Here is a 16,049-nt window from a genome sequence, read left to right on the forward strand (position 1 = left end):
CGCCCTATCCCCCTGGAGCCTGCTGGAATTGATCAGTGGCCTGTTGCTGCTGATCGTCGGCGCCGAAGTTCTGGTACGCGCCGCGGTGCGCCTGGCCGCCAGCCTCAAGGTGCGGCCATTGATCATCGGCCTGACGATCGTCGCCTTCGGCAGCAGCGCACCGCAGATGACGGTCAGCCTGCAAGCCACCTTGGCCGGCAATACCGACATTGCCGTGGGCAGTGTGATCGGCAGCAGCATCTTCAACATCCTGGTGACCCTGGGCCTTTCTGCGCTGATCATCCCGCTGCGCGTTTCGCGACAACTGGTACGCCTGGATATTCCGGTGATGATCCTCGCCGGGCTGCTGGTATTTACCCTGGCCGCCAACGAGGAACTCACGCCGGTCGATGGCGCGCTGCTGCTGGTGGCGCTGATCGCCTACCTCGGTGTGCTGCACTACCAGACCCGCCACTCACGGCGGCCGCGCACCCTCGACACCGTGGCCCAGGCACCGTGGCTGAGCAGCGTGCTGCTGATGTTCGGCGGTTTGCTGGTGCTGGTGCTGGCCGGGCACGTGTTGCTCGGTGCGGCGGTGGATGTGGCGAGCGACCTGGGCCTGTCGGAACGCATCATCGGTCTGACGCTGATCGGCGTCGGCACTTCGCTGCCGTGTATGGCCACTTCCCTGATCGCCGCCCTGCGTGGGCAGCGGGAAATCGCCGTGGGCAACGTGATCGGCAGCAATCTGTTCAATCTGCTGGGTGTGCTGGGCCTGACAGCCGTGCTGGCGCCGTCGCCGCTGTCGGTCTCGCCCAACGCGTTGGTTTTCGATTTGCCGGTGATGCTCGGCGTAGTGGTGCTGTGCCTGCCGGTGTTCTATACCGGCTACCGCGTGACCCGTGCCGAAGGTTTGGTGCTGCTGGGCTTGTACCTGGCGTATGGGCTGCATGTGATGTCGTTCACCACCGGTATGCCCCTGGCCAACAAACTTGAACACTTGATGGTGTATTACATCCTGCCAGTGCTGGTGGCTTTTCTGTTGTTCAGCACGCTGCGAGCCTGGCGCCGCCAACACAAGAGGGAATCGTCATGACCGAGCAGAAAACACCTGGAGTTGAGATGCGTCGCCAGGTGATGGGCGACGCGTTTGTCGACCGCGCACTGGGCAACGCCACGGACTTCACCCAGCCGCTGCAAGACTTCGTTAACGAGCACGCCTGGGGCGCCGTGTGGAACCGCGACGGTTTGCCCCTCAAGACACGCAGCCTAATCACCCTCGCCGCCCTGACCGCGCTCAAGTGCCCGCAAGAACTCAAAGGCCACGTCCGCGGTGCGTTGAACAATGGTTGTAGCGTAGAAGAGATCCGCGAGGCCCTGCTGCACTGCGCGGTGTACGCGGGGGTGCCGGCCGCCATCGATGCGTTTCGAGCGGCGCAGGAAGTGATCGACAGCTACCAGAAAGACGCCTAGATCCAGCCCCCGGCCTGCAACACGAAAATACCGATATTCGTGGTCACCGCCGCCATCAGCGTGGTGATCACGATAATCGCCGCCGCCAGCTCATGATTGCCCTCGGCCGCCCGGGCCATCACAAAGCTGGCAGCTGCGGTCGGCGCACCGAAGTACAAGAACAGAATCCCCAGTTCCGCCCCACGAAAGCCCAGCAGCCAGGCGCCGAGCGTGGCGAGCAGCGGCAGCCAGATCATTTTCATCAGGCTCGCGCTCAACGCCATGCTGCCACTCTTGCGCAGCGCCGCCAGGGACAAGGTGCCGCCGATGCAGATCAAGGCCAGTGGCAAGGTGGTGTCCGCCAGGTACTGCGCGGACTTTTCCAGCCAACCCGGTAAACCGATCTGAAAGTAAGCGAACGGCGCAGCCGTGATCACGCTGATGATCAGCGGGTTGGCGACCACGCTTTTGAAGATGCTCCACGGGTCGGACTTGATCACTGGGCTGTACACCGCCAGCACGATGGTCGACAGCGTGTTGTAAAACAGGATCACCAACGCCGCGAGGATTGCGCCGAGGGAGATGCCGTAGTCGCCATACATGCTCGCCGCCAGTGCCAGGCCGATCACGCCGTTATTACCGCGAAACGCGCCTTGAGCGTAGATGCCGCGATCTTCCTTGGGGCAACGAAAGATCGCCCACCCCCAAGCCAGGGCAAAGCTCACCAGCGTGGCGACGCAAAAGTAGATCAGCAGGCCCGGCTTGAGCGCCGAGTGCAGGTCGGCATGCAGGATGCCAAGGAACAACAGCGCCGGCATGGTGACGTTGAACACCAGGGACGATGCAGTGTGGATAAAGTTGTCGTTGATCCAGTTGATGCGCTTGAGCAGCACTCCCAGAAACAGCATGGCAAACACCGGCGCGGTGATCGTGAGGGTGGTGAGGAAGATAGCCAGCATGCCGGGGAGAACCTTGGTGAGCGTCGTTAGGTGGCTAATGATAAGCCATACAGCTCAGGGGTGCCTGTTAGACCGCTATCGGGGGCAAGCCCCCTCCCACAGTTTGAATTGTGAATACCTTCAAATGTGGGGGGGGGCTTGCCCCCGATGCAGTCGCCTCGGTCTCAGGTAATCGGCGCCGGGTTAAACAACGTGATGTCGTTGTGCAGCTTATGATGCTCGGCCCACGTTTTCTTCTTGCCGCTGGCCACGTCCAGGTAAAAGTGAAACAACTCCCAGCCCAGCTCCTCGATGCTTGCGCGACCAGTGGCGATACGCCCGGCGTCGATGTCGATGAGGTCCGGCCAGCGTTGCGCCAGCTCCGTACGCGTCGAGACCTTAACCACCGGCGCCATCGCCAGCCCATAAGGCGTACCACGACCGGTGGTGAACACATGCAGGTTCATCCCCGCGGCCAGTTGCAACGTGCCGCACACGAAGTCGCTGGCTGGAGTGGCGCAGAAGATCAGGCCCTTGCCCTTGAAGCGCTCGCCAGGGCCGAGCACGCCGTTGATTGCGCTGCTGCCGGACTTGACGATGGAGCCCAACGACTTCTCGACAATGTTCGACAACCCGCCTTTCTTGTTGCCCGGCGTGGTGTTGGCACTGCGATCTGCCTCGCCTTTGGCCAGGTAACGGTCGTACCAGTCCATTTCTCTAACCAACTCTTCGGCCACTTCCTTCGTCTGTGCGCGAGAGGTCAACAGGTAGATGGCATCACGCACTTCGGTGACTTCGGAAAACATCACCGTCGCGCCGGCCCGCAGCAACAAGTCCGAGGCGTAGCCCAGGGCCGGGTTGGCGGTGATACCGGAAAACGCATCGCTGCCGCCGCACTGCATGCCCAGGATCAACTCGGACGCCGGCACGGTTTCCCGGCGGCGCTGGTCGAGCTTCTTCAAGCGCACTTCGGCCAGTTCCATGATCTGCTCGATCATCTCGGTGAAACCGTGGCTGGAGTCCTGCAGCCGATACAGCCACGGCTCGCTCAAGTCGACGGAACTGTCGTTGTCGTGCATCACCTGGCCGGCCTGCAATTTCTCACAGCCCAGGCTGATCACCAGGGCTTCGCCCCCCAGGTTCGGGTTGCGCGCCAGGTTGCGCACGGTACGGATCGGGATGTAGGCATCCGTCGCGGTGATCGCCACCCCGCAGCCGTAGCTGTGAGTCAGCGCCACCACGTCATCGACATTGGGGTACTTTGGCAGCAACTCTTCCTTGATGCGCTTGACCGCGTGGTCCAGCACGCCGGTCACGCACTGCACCGTGGTGGTGATGCCCAGGATATTGCGCGTGCCGACGGTGCCGTCGGCATTGCGGTAGCCCTCGAACGTATAGCCCTCCAGCGGCGCCTGGCCCTCGGGCACTTCGGTAGACAGCGGCAGGCTATCCAGCGGTGGCGCGGTGGGCATGCGCAGTTGATCTTCCTGGACCCAACTGCCACGCGGAATCGGCGCCAAGGCATACCCGATGGTCTGGCCGTAACGAATAATCTGACCGCCCTCGGGAATATCTTCCAGGGTCACTTTGTGGCTCTGGGGGATGAAGTCTACGGTCACCAGGCCGTCCGGGAACTCGGTCCCGGCCGGTACGCCCTGGTCGTTGACCACGATCACTACGTTGTCGCGCTCGTGCAAACGAATCGAGCGCGGCGAGTCGGCATGTTCAATCAACTGCATTACACGAACCTCAGGAATGCGCTTGGGTAAGGTGGGTCACTTCAGGCCCCTGGGCGGGTGGCTCTTTGAGCACCACGCGCTTGATCGGACCGACGATCACCAGGTAGCTGAACACCGCCACCAGCGCGTTGGCGCCGACAAACACCAGAGCCCATTTGAAAGAACCGGTGGTGCTGATGATGTAGCCGATGACAATCGGTGTGGTGATCGACGCCAGGTTACCGAAGGTGTTGAACAAGCCACCACTGAGGCCGGCGATTTGTTTCGGCGAAGTGTCGGACACCACCGCCCAGCCCAGTGCTCCAACGCCCTTGCCGAAGAAGGCCAAGGCCATGAAGCCCACCACCATCCACTCCACATCCACGTAGTTGCACGCAATGATGCTGCTGGACACCAGCAGGCCGGCGATGATCGGCGCCTTGCGGGCGAAGGTCAGCGAGTGGCCTTTGCGCAGCAGGTAATCGGAAATCACCCCGCCGAGCACGCCGCCGATAAAGCCGCAGATCGCCGGCAACGAGGCGATGAAACCGGCCTTGAGGATGGTCATGCCACGGTCCTGCACCAGATACACCGGGAACCAGGTCAGGAAGAAGTAGGTGATGCCGTTGATGCAGTACTGGCCCAGGTACACCCCGAGCATCATGCGGTTGGTGAGCAACTGACGGATGTAATCCCACTTCGGCCCGTCGGTTTTCTTACCCTTGGCCTTGTCCTGATCCATATCGACCATCGCGCCATTGGCGGCGATGTGATTGAGCTCGGCCTCGTTGATCATTGGGTGCTGGCGGGGGCTGTGGATCACTTTCAGCCAGATCAGCGAGAACACGATGCCGATCACGCCCATCACGATAAACACGTGCTGCCAGCCGAAGCGGTAGACGATCCAACCCATCAGGGGCGCGAACAGCACCGTGGCGAAGTACTGCGCCGAGTTAAATATCGCCGAGGCGGTGCCCCGTTCAGCGGTCGGGAACCAGGCCGCGACGATGCGTGCGTTACCCGGGAAGGAAGGTGCCTCGGCCAGGCCCACCAGGAAGCGCAGCATAAACAGCGCGACCACGGCGGTGGAAACACCGAACTCACCCACATAGCCTTGCAGCACGGTGAACAGGGACCAGGTGAAGATGCTCAGGGCATAGACTTTTTTCGAGCCGAACCGGTCCAGCAGCCAGCCACCGGGAATTTGCCCGGCCACATAGGCCCAACCGAATGCGGAGAAGATGTAACCGAGAGTGACCGCGTCGATGCCGAGGTCTTTTTGCAGGCTGGAGCCCGCGATGGCGATGGTGGCCCGGTCGGCGTAGTTGATCGTGGTCACCACAAAGAGCATGAGCAGGATCAAATAGCGGACGTGGGTCGGCTTGGTCGCTTGCATGTAGAAGTACTCCCACTAATTATTTTTTTTGCGGGTAATGGTTTTCTGTTTTGATCGTGGGACCGGCAGGCGTCCGGCCCCACGGGGTATTGCGTCTTACGAACCGATGTAGCTGGTTTTCACCACGGTGTAGAACTCTTGCGCATAGCGACCCTGCTCACGCGAACCATAGGATGAGCCCTTACGCCCACCGAACGGAACGTGATAATCCACGCCGGCGGTCGGCAGGTTGACCATCACCATCCCGGCCTGGGAGTGGCGCTTGAAGTGATTGGCGTACTTCAGCGACGTGGTGGCGATACCGGCCGACAAGCCGAACTCGGTGTCGTTGGCCATGGCCAGGGCTGCCTCGTAGTCCGCCACGCGCACCACGTTGGCCACCGGCCCGAAGATTTCTTCACGGCTGATGCGCATGGCCGCTTCGCTGTCGGCGAACAAAGTCGGCGCGAGGAAGTAACCCTCGGTGTCGCACGTCACCAGGCTGCCACCGCTGACCAACCGCGCGCCTTCGCTTTGGCCGATGTCGATGTATTTCATGTCCTGATCCAGTTGGGCCTGGGACACGACGGGGCCGATATCGGTGCCGCTCTTGAGGGCATGGCCGACCTTGATCGACTTCATGCGCTCGGCCATGGCCGCGACAAACTGGTCGTGGATGCCGGCGGTCACGATCAAACGGCTGGACGCCGTGCAACGTTGCCCAGTGGAGTAGAACGCGCTCTGTACCGCCAGCTCGACCGCCTGTTTGAGGTCGGCGTCGTCGAGAATGATCTGCGGGTTCTTGCCGCCCATTTCCAACTGCACTTTGGCCTGGCGCGACACACAGCTGACGGCGATCTGACGGCCGACGCCGACGGAACCGGTGAAGCTGATGCCATCGACTTTCGGACTGTTGACCAGCACATCACCGACCACACGGCCGCTGCCCATTACCAGGTTGAACACACCGTCCGGGAAACCGGCGCGGGAGATGATTTCCGCGAGGGCCCAGGCGCAACCCGGCACCAGCTCGGCGGGTTTGATTACCACGCAGTTGCCGTACGCCAGGGCCGGGGCGATTTTCCATGCGGGGATGGCAATCGGGAAGTTCCACGGGGTGATCAAGCCAACCACACCAAGGGCTTCGCGGGTAACTTCGACGTTGACGCCAGGACGCACCGACGGCACGTAGTCGCCGGACAAGCGCAGGCATTCGCCAGCAAAGAATTTGAAGATATTGCCGGCGCGAGTCACTTCACCGATGGCTTCGGGCAGTGTCTTGCCCTCTTCACGGGCCAGCAGGGTGCCGAGTTCTTCGCGGCGGGCGAGGATTTCGCTGCCGACTTTATCCAGCGCATCGTGACGGGCCTGAATGCCCGAGGTGGACCAGACCGGGAACGCGGCGCGTGCGGCGTCGATGGCGGCGTTGACTTGAGCGACATCGGCCTTGGCGTATTCGCCGATGACATCGGACAACTCCGACGGGTTGATATTGGTGCAATAGTCCGCACCGGCCACCCACTGGCCATTGATGTAGTTTTCAAAACGTTTGGCTTGGGACACGAATCTTCTCCTGACGCAAAAGGCCGCTGATTGCTCAGCGGCCTTGTAAATGTCTTATTGCGGGCCTTGCTTATCGATCAGCGCGGCGAGGGCTTCGTACTCTTCCGGCAGCAGGTCGGTCAGCGGTGTGCGCACTGGGCCGGCGTCATAACCGGCGATTTTTGCGCCGGCCTTGACGATGCTCACGGCATAACCGGCCTTGCGGTTGCGGATGTCCAGGTAAGGCAGGAAGAAGTTGTCGATGATCTTGCTGACGGTGGCGTGATCATCCTTGGCAATCGCGTGGTAGAAGTCCATCGCGGTTTTCGGGATGAAGTTGAACACCGCCGAGGAGTACACCGGTACGCCCAAAGCCTTGTAGGCAGCGGCGTAAACTTCTGCGGTCGGCAGGCCGCCCAGGTAGCTGAAACGATCACCGAGGCGACGGCGGATCGATACCATCAGTTCGATGTCACCCAGGCCGTCCTTGTAGCCGATGAGGTTCGGGCAGCGCTCAGCCAGGCGCTCCAACAGCGGCGCAGTCAGACGGCAGACGTTGCGGTTGTAGACCACCACGCCAATCTTGACCGATTTGCACACAGCCTCAACGTGGGCGGCAACCCCATCCTGGCTGGCTTCGGTGAGGTAGTGCGGCAGCAGCAACAGGCCCTTGGCCCCCAGACGCTCGGCTTCCTGAGCATATTCGATAGCCTGACGCGTCGAACCGCCGACACCGGCGAGGATCGGCACGCTGGTGGCGCAGGTATCAACAGCAGTCTTTACCACTTGAGAATATTCGCTGGCGGCCAGGGAGAAAAACTCACCGGTGCCGCCGGCGGCGAACAAGGCGGTGGCGCCGTACGGGGCCAGCCACTCCAGGCGCTTGATGTAACCCGCCTGGTGGAAATCACCCTGCGCGTTGAAATCGGTCACGGGGAAAGACAGCAGACCGTGGGAAAGGATGGACTTCAGTTCTTGTGGATTCATTATTCGAACACCCTGGGTAAAGACTTTCTGTCGAAAGGTTTGTTGTTGGTTTTGGTGATGTCGTACGTCATCGTACAACTATAAAAGTATTCGTCAACTGCAATTCATCAACCTCCCAGCAAAGAGTGTTGAAACACGCATTCTTGACGTAAGAAATTTATGCTCTATGCTCGCCGTAGCTGTATATACATACAGCAATCAAGGAAGATTCCTACGACTTAGCAAGGAGCTAACATGTCAGGTCTTGAACTCGCATTACCCGAAAAAAAACCACCGACCCTACGCTTCGAAGGCGGCGAACACACGGCAATTGGCGACGATACGCTGCTGCGCTTCGCCAAAGACGCCGCGCCGATACCTGCGCGAGAAGTTGAGCTGCATCTGCCCAACGGGCTGGCGCTGACTTACGGCCAAGTGATCGCCCTGGGCGGCGACTTCTATGGCATCCCCGGCCAACCGATCAGCGATGGCGCCTCCCCCGCCGAGCGTGTGCAACGCTTCACGGCCGCGTTCAATTCCCTGGCCGTGTTGCCGGCGTCACGGGAAGAAGCACGCAACATCCTTGCGGTGATGCAAAAGGAGATCAACGCGGTCAACCAGGCAATCAAGGAAGGCAAACAGCCTCATGAGGCGTACGACGCCTTGGGCGATAGCTTGTCCGAGGAGTGGAACCGCATCACCGGTGGCGGCAGCGCGGTGTCGGCGCTGATTCCGCTGGGACGTTACTTGAAACTGGCGGCGGACAACGCCGACCACTTCGGCGAGTGGGCGCTGTCGGCCTACCTCGCCGGGCATACCGCAGCCCTGCAACAGGCAGTGGTAGCTCATCAGACCGGCACCGACCCGGCGCTGGAACTGGCCTATGCCATGAACAGTTTTGCCGATCATTTTTTGACCGATCTGTTTTCCGCCGGCCACCTGCGCGTGCCACGCAAGCAACTGGCCGCCGTGGTTACCCCCGGAGAACTCGGCTCGCTGATCAGCCGTTTCATGCACGACGAAGACAGTAAATTCGGGCTCAAGGTGCGCAATGCCATGGGTGACGAATGGCATGCCTACGGGGATAAACGCTACTTCGACAGCACCGATGCGGCCAATCGGACCCAAGTCAAACGCGCGGTGCAAGCCTCGGCGGACGAAATCTTCGACACTTTCCTCAGCGGCACCGCGCCCTCCCCGGCCACCTTTAAGGCGCCGCTGTACGTGCCGGACCTGAATGCCGCTCAAAACCCGGCAAACAACTTTTCGCCGTTGTTCAAGAGGGAGGGCGACAAGGTGCTGCGGCGCAAGGACGTAAATGACTTGAACGACAAGCAGTGGACGAATGATTGGTGGGGATGGAGTACGTACTTGTTGCTCAAGGACTACAAACCCAATACACCGGTCTGATCACAACCGTTGCCCCGTCGATGATCAAACCCTGAGACTCACCCGCGCTGCGCCTGCGCCTCTTCATGGGCATGGCGCAGCCGCTCGCGACTGTTGGTCAGGTGCAAACGCATGGCCGCGCGCGCCGCGTCCGAATCCTGGCGGGCAATCGCTTCGTAGATTTCTTCGTGCTCGCGGCTCAGGCGGTCCATGTAATGCTGTTGGTCATCATGGGCCAAGCGTGCGGAGTTCAGGCGGGTTCGAGGAATGATGCTGGTACCCAGGTGGGTCATGATGTCAGTGAAGTAACGGTTGCCGGTGGACAATGCGATTTCCAGATGGAACGCGAAGTCTGAAGCAACCGCATCCCCCGCGTGCGCGGCGCTTTCGTTCAGCGCGTCGAGTGCCGCGCGCATGGCCGCCAATTGCTCATCGCTGCGACGCAACGCGGCGAGGCCGGCCGACTCCACTTCCAGGCTGATCCGCAGCTCCAGAATCGCCAACACATCGCGCAAGGTCACCACGGTGGCGGGGTCGATACGAAAGCCGCTGGGGCTTGGTGTATCCAGCACGAAAGTGCCGATGCCGTGCCGGGTCTCTACCTGGCCTGCGGCCTGCAAACGTGAGATGGCTTCACGCACCACCGTGCGACTAACCCCATGAGCTTCCATGATCGCCGACTCGGTGGGCAGCTTATCGCCACGCTTGAGCTGACCATCGCGGATTTGCTCGGATAACACCGTGACCAATTCCTGAGCAAGGCTGCGGCGCTTGCGGGGAAGACGAGGGGCGGTGTTGGCGTTTTCCATGTGGGGTCATCTTTGTCGGTGAACTGAAGGGGCATCATAGCCCATGACGGTTGTATGATCACCGCTCGCGCTGCACTTTCATCGGCTTTCGCGCGCGTAGTACATATCGCCGCCGTACCTACCCTTGTTCGGATAGACCCACCGGTTACTTCAGCCGCGGCAATAAGTGCGAAACGTTCTCCTGCCCCTGTCAGATATGACAGCAGACAACCTCACCAGACCGTCGCAGAGTCAAGCCTGTTCCGACACCCAGGTGAGCGCCCATGAAACGCCTTAGTTTGTTATGCGCAGCCATAAGCTGGCTGCTGACCTGCGTCGTTCTGGCTGCCCCGGGCGTACGCAACGGCGGGGGCGAGGACGTCATATTGCAGGGGTTCCACTGGAACTCCAGTCGCACGACCCCGCAAACGTGGTACGAAATACTGACACAAATGGCCCCCACCATCGGGCGCGATGGCTTCACCAAAATCTGGTTGCCTCCCACCTGGGTCGATAAATCCAGCTGGGTCGACGCGAACTCAGGGACTTCCGGCGGCGGGGAGGGTTACTTCTGGCACGACTTTGACAAAAACAGCAATTACGGCAGCGAACCCCAGCTCAAACAAGCGGTTGACGCCTTATCGAGTGCTGGCGTGCAAGCGGTGTACGACGTAGTGCCTAACCATATGAACGACAACCTCCCCGGCACCCAGGTGCGCTTTCTTCGGCGCCTCAAGCTGTGGCGCACTGACTGCATCCCCCCCACCCCTGCGTCAAGCTGCGACGAAGGCGACCCGTTTGATAGCGGCAAGGCCGACCTCAACACCAGCAGTCCGGAGGTTTCGTCACGCATGATGCAGGAGTTCAGGAACCTGCGGGATAACTACGGCGCCAAGGGCTTGCGCTTCGATTTTGTGCGCGGCTATACGCCGGAGCGGGTCAACCTGTGGATGAAAGATTTTGGCGACCAAGCGTTCTGCGTTGGCGAACTGTGGAAAAGCCCTGGCGAGTTTCCCGCCAGCGACTGGCGCAATAAAGCCAGTTGACAGGACATTCTCAAGGACTGGTCGGACAGATCGCGTTGCGCAGTCTTCGATTTCGCGCTCAAGGAGCGCCTGCAAAATGGCAGCCTCGCCGAATGGCGGCACGGGCTCAATGGCAACCCGGACCCAGCCTGGCGGCAGATCGCGGTGACGTTCGTCGACAACCACGACACCGGCTATTCTCCGGGACAATACGGCGGGCAGCACCACTGGCCTGTGCCCGAAGACAAGCGCAACATCGCCTACGCTTACATTCTGCTGAGCCCCGGCATACCCGCGGTGTATTGGCCCGACATGTACGACCGGGGCCGTGGCGATCTGATTCGCACGCTGATCAAACTGCGCAAGGACGCTGGCATTCGAGCCGACTCGCCCATCCGCTTTCAGAGCCACTATTCAGGATTGGTGGCTACGATCAATGGCAGTCGCCAGCGCTTATTGATCGCCCTGGACGCGGACCTCAGCATGATCCCGGAGGGTTTTACCCAGGCACTGTTCGCGGACGCAGAGCGTATTCGAGCCTGGCAAACTCGCTCGGCACCGGAAGACACCACGACGACACTACACTGCGACAATGCAAACCCTGGCAATGGGCAGGCAGTGTACGCCGTGGGTTCGCCGGTTGAACTGGGCGCCTGGGATCCGGCCCACGCCATCGCACTGAAGCCCACGGCGCCGCAGCGGTGGAGCGGCGCCGTGGTATGGCCGACCCAGCAAGCCATCAAATGGAAATGTGTGATCCGCAGCCTCAGCAACGCCAACCAAGCCTATTGGCAAAAGGACCCCGACAACTCGTTGACCACCGGTGCCGGCACCGAGGCCGTAGGCAGTTTTTGACAAAAAAATGCCCCGGCAAGACCGAGGCATTTTTCAACCGACGTGCGAACGACGCCGTTTTGTCACTTCACCACTTTCAGACTAGGACGACCGCTGGGACGCGGAGGCTCAGTGTCCGGTGGCGGCATATCGTCGCCCTCTTCGCTGTCGATCGTTTCGTCATCCTCGAAGGGCGACTCCAGATCAAACACCATGCCTTGCCCATTCTCACGGGCATAAATCCCGAGAATGGCGCCAATCGGCACATACAGCGTATGGGGCACACCGCCAAAACGCCCTTCGAAGCTCACCGCTTCGTTGTCCATGTGCAGATGACGCACGGCACTGGGCGAGATGTTCAGCACGATCTGTCCATCACTGGCAAACCCCTGCGGTACCTGAACCGCAGGAAATTCGGAATTGACCAGCATGTGCGGGGTGCAATCGTTGTCCACAATCCACTCATAGAGCGCGCGGACCAGGTAGGGTCGACTGGAGTTCATCAACGGCTCCTTAAGCCTTAGCGCATATCGCGTTCGACACCAGACAGACTCGCCTGGAAAGCCTCACGCGCAAACTGGCGCTCCATGTAATCAAGCAACGGCTTGGCAGGCCGAGGCAGTTCAATGCCCAGAATCGGCAAGCGCCAGAGTATGGGTAATAGGCAGCAATCCACCAAGCTTTGTTCCTCGCTGAGGAAAAAAGGTTTATCGGCGAACAACGGCGAAACGCCGGTCAGGCTTTCGCGCAATTCCTTACGCGCCTGTACCCGAGCGGGCTCTTTTGTACGCGAATCCAAAATCAAATCCACCAACCCGCACCAGTCACGCTGGATCCGATGGATCAGCAGCCGGCTGTTGGCACGCGCCACCGGATACACCGGCAGCAGAGGCGGATGAGGGTAACGCTCATCCAAGTATTCCATCACCACGGTTGACTCCCACAACGCCAGGTCACGATCGACCAGGGTGGGCAAGCTGCCGTAAGGGTTCACTTCGATCAGTTTCGGTGGATGGCGTCCTGCCTCCACACTGATGATCTCGGCGCTGACACCCTTCTCTGCGAGCACGATGCGTACTCGGTGGGAATAGTGGTCGGCGGGGTCGGAGTAACAGGCCAACCGATTGGTCACGCCCATGGCGGTCCTCCTCGCTTGTTGAAATTATCGAAAGCTCAAAAACGAGCACGCCCAGAGAGCATCTCTGTAGTACCTGATGACCAGGTCGCTACGGTTCAGAGATGCCGCTGGGCGCGCAAGATTAACAGCAATTGCTTACGGTTGGATCAATGCACATCCTTCCAGTATTCGCGTTTGAGCAGATAGGCGAATACGAAGAAGAAGGCCAGGTACAGCAATACATAGGTACCGATACGCTGGTGTTGCAGTTTGACCGGGTTAGCCGAGTAGGCCAGGAAGGTCACCAGGTTCTTGACCTTCTCGTCGAACTGCTCTTCATTCAGTGCTCCAGTCTTGGGCACGATGGTCAATTGATCGCAGGCCTCATGGGTCAGAGGCGTGCCGGTCAACGGATCATATTGCTTCTTACCGTTCTCAACGACCTGAACCTGCTTGCATCCTACCACCTGGCGCCCCTGCAGGCCGACCAGCACGTTAGGCATGCCGACGTTCGGGAACACTTTGTTGTTCACACCCCAGGGGCGCGTCGGATCTTCGTAGAACGACTTCAGATAGTTGTACAGCCAATCGGTGCCACGCACACGAGCGACCAGGGTCAGATCAGGCGGTGCAGCACCGAACCAGGCCTTGGCGTCCGCCGGCTGCATGCCGATGTTCATGTGGTCGCCGATCTTGGCGCCAGTGAAGACCAACTTTTCCAGCATCATTTCATGAGGGATGCCCAGGTCATCGGCAACGCGCTCATAGCGTTGGAATTTGGCGCTGTGGCAACCCATGCAGTAGTTGGCGAACGTACGCGCACCGTCCTGCATGGCGGCTTTGTCGGATACGTCAATATCGACTTTTTCCAGTTCCGGCCCGCCATGTTCGGCAGCGAAGGACAGCAGCGGCAGTGCCGCAAGCATCAATGCAACGAATAATTTTTTCATCAGCCAGTCACCCTTTCCGGAACCGGTTTGGTCTTCTCTAGCCGGGTATAGAACGGCATCAGAATGAAGTAGGCGAAGTACAGGAAGGTGCAGACCTGCGACAGCAACGTCCGCCCCGGGGTTGGCGCCAGTACGCCCAATACGCCCAGGATCACGAAAGCAATGCAGAACACCCACAACCAGATCTTGCTCAACCAGCCCTTGTAACGCATGGACTTGACCGGGCTTCGGTCGAGCCAGGGCAGTACGAACAGCACCGCGATGGCCGCGCCCATGGCGATCACGCCCATAAGCTTGTCTGGGATGGCCCGCAAGATCGCGTAGAACGGCGTGAAGTACCAGACGGGAGCGATGTGCTCAGGTGTCTTGAAGGCATTGGCCTGTTCGAAGTTAGGCTTCTCGAGGAAATAGCCACCCATCTCCGGGAAAAAGAACACGATCGAGCAGAACACGAACAAGAACACCACTACGCCGACAATGTCTTTGACGGTGTAGTACGGATGGAAGGGAATGCCATCCAGCGGGATGCCGTTCTCGTCCTTGTGCTTTTTGATGTCCACGCCATCCGGGTTGTTCGAACCCACTTCGTGCAGAGCGAGGATATGCAGCACCACCAATCCCAGGATCACGATGGGCAACGCCACCACATGCAGGGCGAAGAAGCGGTTCAGAGTGATGCCGGAGATCAGGTAGTCACCCCGAATCCACTGGGTCAGGTCATTGCCGATCACGGGGATAGCGCCGAACAGCGAGATGATCACCTGGGCCCCCCAGTACGACATTTGGCCCCACGGCAGCAGGTAACCCATGAAGGCTTCGGCCATCAGCGCCAGGTAGATCAGCATGCCGAAGACCCACACCAGTTCACGCGGCTTCTGATAGGAACCGTAGAGCAGACCACGGAACATATGCAGATAGACCACGATAAAGAACGCCGAGGCGCCAGTGGAGTGCAACAACCGCAGGATCGAGCCGTACTCGACGTCGCGCATGATGTATTCGACGGAGGCGAATGCCTCTTCCGCCGAAGGGTTGTAGCTCATGGTCAGCCACACGCCGGTGACAATCTGGTTGACCAGCACCAGCAACGCCAAGGAGCCGAAGAAATAGAAGAAGTTGAAGTTTTTTGGAGCGTAGTACTTGCTGAGATGGTCTTCCCACATTTTAGTGGCGGGGAAACGCGCATCCACCCAATCCATGAACTTGCTCATCACGCGTTCTCCTTATCGAGGCCAATGACAATAAGGTCGTCAGTTTCGTAGGTATGCGGTGGCACGGGCAGGTTCAATGGAGCAGGCTGAGACTTGTAGACACGGCCAGCGAGGTCATAGTGAGAACCGTGGCACGGGCAGAAATAACCGCCGACCCAGTCCTTGCCCAGATCGACAGGGGCTACTTCCGGGCGGAAGGTAGGCGAGCAACCTAAGTGGGTACACAGCCCGACCAGCAGAAGAATCTCTGGTTTGATCGAACGTGCTTCGTTTTTGGCGTAGGCGGGTTGGTCGGATTTCTCGGATTTCGGGTCAGACAGCTGACCTTCGATCTTTTTCAGATTTCCCAGGATTTCCTCGGTACGACGAACAATGAATACCGGCTGACCGCGCCACTCAGCAATCATCTGCTGGCCTGGCTCGATCTTGCTGACATTCACTTTCACCGGTGCACCTGCGGCTTTCGCCTTGGCACTGGGAAACCATGACCCCACGAACGGGACCGCAGCCCCCACCGCTCCTGCAGCACCCACCACGGATGTGGCTGCTACCAAGAAGCGACGCCGGCCTGCATTCACGCCGTCATTGCTCATTCAGTCCTCTCCCATCAGCTTTTTGGCCTGTTAAATCAGGCGTCTACTAAGTATTAAATCTGAACTTATAAAAATTTTGCCGAATGGTAATGAAAAGCCCCACCTCTGACAAGGGAATTACCCGGAGCTCCGGCTCCAGGCCTTGTAGTATAGGGGGTCTACGGATGTGGCA

16 protein-coding genes are annotated in these 16,049 nt (G+C 59.7%); 5 read left to right on the top strand and 11 right to left on the bottom strand.

What is annotated here, in order from left to right; genetic code table 11:
- Nucleotides 1-28: 28 nt before the first annotated feature.
- Nucleotides 29-1,075: a calcium/sodium antiporter gene (locus YA0848_RS18110; protein ID WP_169902813.1), complete on the top strand. Its 1,047-nt coding sequence runs from the start codon at nt 29-31 to the stop codon at nt 1,073-1,075.
- Nucleotides 1,072-1,452: a carboxymuconolactone decarboxylase family protein gene (locus YA0848_RS18115; protein ID WP_034095890.1), complete on the top strand. Its 381-nt coding sequence runs from the start codon at nt 1,072-1,074 to the stop codon at nt 1,450-1,452. Before YA0848_RS18110 ends, YA0848_RS18115 begins: the two co-directional genes overlap by 4 nt.
- Here the strand turns inward: YA0848_RS18115 and YA0848_RS18120 are convergent.
- The 5 genes from YA0848_RS18120 to kdgD form a co-directional block, all read right to left on the bottom strand.
- Nucleotides 1,449-2,390 (bottom strand): AEC family transporter, encoded by a 942-nt coding sequence (locus YA0848_RS18120; RefSeq protein ID WP_034095889.1) that lies wholly within the window; start codon nt 2,388-2,390, stop codon nt 1,449-1,451. The genes YA0848_RS18115 and YA0848_RS18120 overlap by 4 nt on opposite strands.
- 164 nt (nt 2,391-2,554) lie before the next feature.
- Nucleotides 2,555-4,108, bottom strand: a complete 1,554-nt coding sequence (gene garD, locus YA0848_RS18125; protein ID WP_034111764.1) for a galactarate dehydratase — start codon at nt 4,106-4,108, stop codon at nt 2,555-2,557.
- A gap of 10 nt (nt 4,109-4,118) precedes the next feature.
- Nucleotides 4,119-5,483, bottom strand: coding sequence for an MFS transporter (locus YA0848_RS18130; protein WP_034136973.1), 1,365 nt, complete (start codon nt 5,481-5,483; stop codon nt 4,119-4,121).
- 96 nt (nt 5,484-5,579) lie between these two features.
- Complete coding sequence (locus tag YA0848_RS18135) at nt 5,580-7,025, bottom strand: aldehyde dehydrogenase family protein (RefSeq protein ID WP_169902815.1); 1,446 nt, start codon at nt 7,023-7,025, stop codon at nt 5,580-5,582.
- Between the two features lie 54 nt (nt 7,026-7,079).
- On the bottom strand, nt 7,080-7,991 hold the full coding sequence (gene kdgD / locus YA0848_RS18140; protein WP_034095885.1) for a 5-dehydro-4-deoxyglucarate dehydratase: 912 nt from the start codon (nt 7,989-7,991) through the stop codon (nt 7,080-7,082).
- Nucleotides 7,992-8,225: 234 nt separating this feature from the next.
- On the opposite strand from kdgD, the gene YA0848_RS18145 reads away from it, so the two are divergent.
- The gene (locus tag YA0848_RS18145; protein WP_169902817.1) at nt 8,226-9,380 is read left to right on the top strand and encodes a phospholipase; all 1,155 of its coding nucleotides are present in this window, start codon (nt 8,226-8,228) and stop codon (nt 9,378-9,380) included.
- Nucleotides 9,381-9,418: 38 nt separating this feature from the next.
- Here YA0848_RS18145 and YA0848_RS18150 read toward each other — a convergent pair whose 3' ends face one another.
- Nucleotides 9,419-10,168, bottom strand: coding sequence for a FadR/GntR family transcriptional regulator (locus YA0848_RS18150; RefSeq protein WP_034095883.1), 750 nt, complete (start codon nt 10,166-10,168; stop codon nt 9,419-9,421).
- Between the two features lie 263 nt (nt 10,169-10,431).
- On the opposite strand from YA0848_RS18150, the gene YA0848_RS18155 reads away from it, so the two are divergent.
- Nucleotides 10,432-11,193, top strand: a complete 762-nt coding sequence (locus YA0848_RS18155) for an alpha-amylase family glycosyl hydrolase (protein ID WP_169867978.1) — start codon at nt 10,432-10,434, stop codon at nt 11,191-11,193.
- A gap of 144 nt (nt 11,194-11,337) precedes the next feature.
- Nucleotides 11,338-12,027 carry a glucan 1,4-alpha-maltotetraohydrolase domain-containing protein gene (locus YA0848_RS18160; protein ID WP_169902819.1) on the top strand — a complete coding sequence of 230 codons (690 nt, stop codon included), beginning with the start codon at nt 11,338-11,340 and terminating at the stop codon, nt 12,025-12,027.
- Between the two features lie 62 nt (nt 12,028-12,089).
- On the opposite strand, the gene YA0848_RS18165 is transcribed toward YA0848_RS18160, so the two are convergent.
- The 5 genes from YA0848_RS18165 to petA all read right to left on the bottom strand — a co-directional run bounded on the left by YA0848_RS18165 (nt 12,090) and on the right by petA (nt 15,877).
- A complete protein-coding gene (locus tag YA0848_RS18165; protein WP_034111756.1) occupies nt 12,090-12,509 on the bottom strand; it encodes a ClpXP protease specificity-enhancing factor in 420 nt (139 codons plus the stop codon).
- Nucleotides 12,510-12,526: 17 nt separating this feature from the next.
- Nucleotides 12,527-13,144, bottom strand: a complete 618-nt coding sequence (locus YA0848_RS18170) for a glutathione S-transferase N-terminal domain-containing protein (RefSeq protein ID WP_034095880.1) — start codon at nt 13,142-13,144, stop codon at nt 12,527-12,529.
- A 146-nt stretch (nt 13,145-13,290) separates the two neighbouring features.
- Nucleotides 13,291-14,073 carry a cytochrome c1 gene (locus tag YA0848_RS18175; RefSeq protein WP_034111754.1) on the bottom strand — a complete coding sequence of 261 codons (783 nt, stop codon included), beginning with the start codon at nt 14,071-14,073 and terminating at the stop codon, nt 13,291-13,293.
- Nucleotides 14,073-15,284, bottom strand: a complete 1,212-nt coding sequence (locus tag YA0848_RS18180; RefSeq protein ID WP_034136967.1) for a cytochrome b — start codon at nt 15,282-15,284, stop codon at nt 14,073-14,075. The genes YA0848_RS18175 and YA0848_RS18180 overlap by 1 nt, the downstream gene beginning before the upstream one ends.
- Nucleotides 15,284-15,877, bottom strand: a complete 594-nt coding sequence (gene petA / locus YA0848_RS18185; RefSeq protein WP_034095877.1) for a ubiquinol-cytochrome c reductase iron-sulfur subunit — start codon at nt 15,875-15,877, stop codon at nt 15,284-15,286. The genes YA0848_RS18180 and petA overlap by 1 nt, the downstream gene beginning before the upstream one ends.
- Nucleotides 15,878-16,049: the final 172 nt, after the last annotated feature.

The sequence above is a fragment of the Pseudomonas sp. S4_EA_1b genome, assembly GCF_016307435.1.
Lineage (GTDB): Bacteria > Pseudomonadota > Gammaproteobacteria > Pseudomonadales > Pseudomonadaceae > Aquipseudomonas > Aquipseudomonas rhodesiae.

Excerpts from the sequence above, each read along its gene's own strand:
- YA0848_RS18115 (WP_034095890.1), top strand. The coding sequence starts at position 1,072 with ATGACCGAGCAGAAAACACCTGGAGTTGAGATGCGTCGCCAGGTGATG.
- YA0848_RS18120 (WP_034095889.1), bottom strand. The coding sequence starts at position 2,390 with ATGCTGGCTATCTTCCTCACCACCCTCACGATCACCGCGCCGGTGTTT.
- garD (WP_034111764.1), bottom strand. The coding sequence starts at position 4,108 with ATGCAGTTGATTGAACATGCCGACTCGCCGCGCTCGATTCGTTTGCAC.
- YA0848_RS18130 (WP_034136973.1), bottom strand. The coding sequence starts at position 5,483 with ATGCAAGCGACCAAGCCGACCCACGTCCGCTATTTGATCCTGCTCATG.
- kdgD (WP_034095885.1), bottom strand. The coding sequence starts at position 7,991 with ATGAATCCACAAGAACTGAAGTCCATCCTTTCCCACGGTCTGCTGTCT.
- YA0848_RS18145 (WP_169902817.1), top strand. The coding sequence starts at position 8,226 with ATGTCAGGTCTTGAACTCGCATTACCCGAAAAAAAACCACCGACCCTA.
- YA0848_RS18150 (WP_034095883.1), bottom strand. The coding sequence starts at position 10,168 with ATGGAAAACGCCAACACCGCCCCTCGTCTTCCCCGCAAGCGCCGCAGC.
- YA0848_RS18155 (WP_169867978.1), top strand. The coding sequence starts at position 10,432 with ATGAAACGCCTTAGTTTGTTATGCGCAGCCATAAGCTGGCTGCTGACC.
- YA0848_RS18165 (WP_034111756.1), bottom strand. The coding sequence starts at position 12,509 with ATGAACTCCAGTCGACCCTACCTGGTCCGCGCGCTCTATGAGTGGATT.
- YA0848_RS18170 (WP_034095880.1), bottom strand. The coding sequence starts at position 13,144 with ATGGGCGTGACCAATCGGTTGGCCTGTTACTCCGACCCCGCCGACCAC.
- YA0848_RS18175 (WP_034111754.1), bottom strand. The coding sequence starts at position 14,073 with ATGAAAAAATTATTCGTTGCATTGATGCTTGCGGCACTGCCGCTGCTG.
- YA0848_RS18180 (WP_034136967.1), bottom strand. The coding sequence starts at position 15,284 with ATGAGCAAGTTCATGGATTGGGTGGATGCGCGTTTCCCCGCCACTAAA.
- petA (WP_034095877.1), bottom strand. The coding sequence starts at position 15,877 with ATGAGCAATGACGGCGTGAATGCAGGCCGGCGTCGCTTCTTGGTAGCA.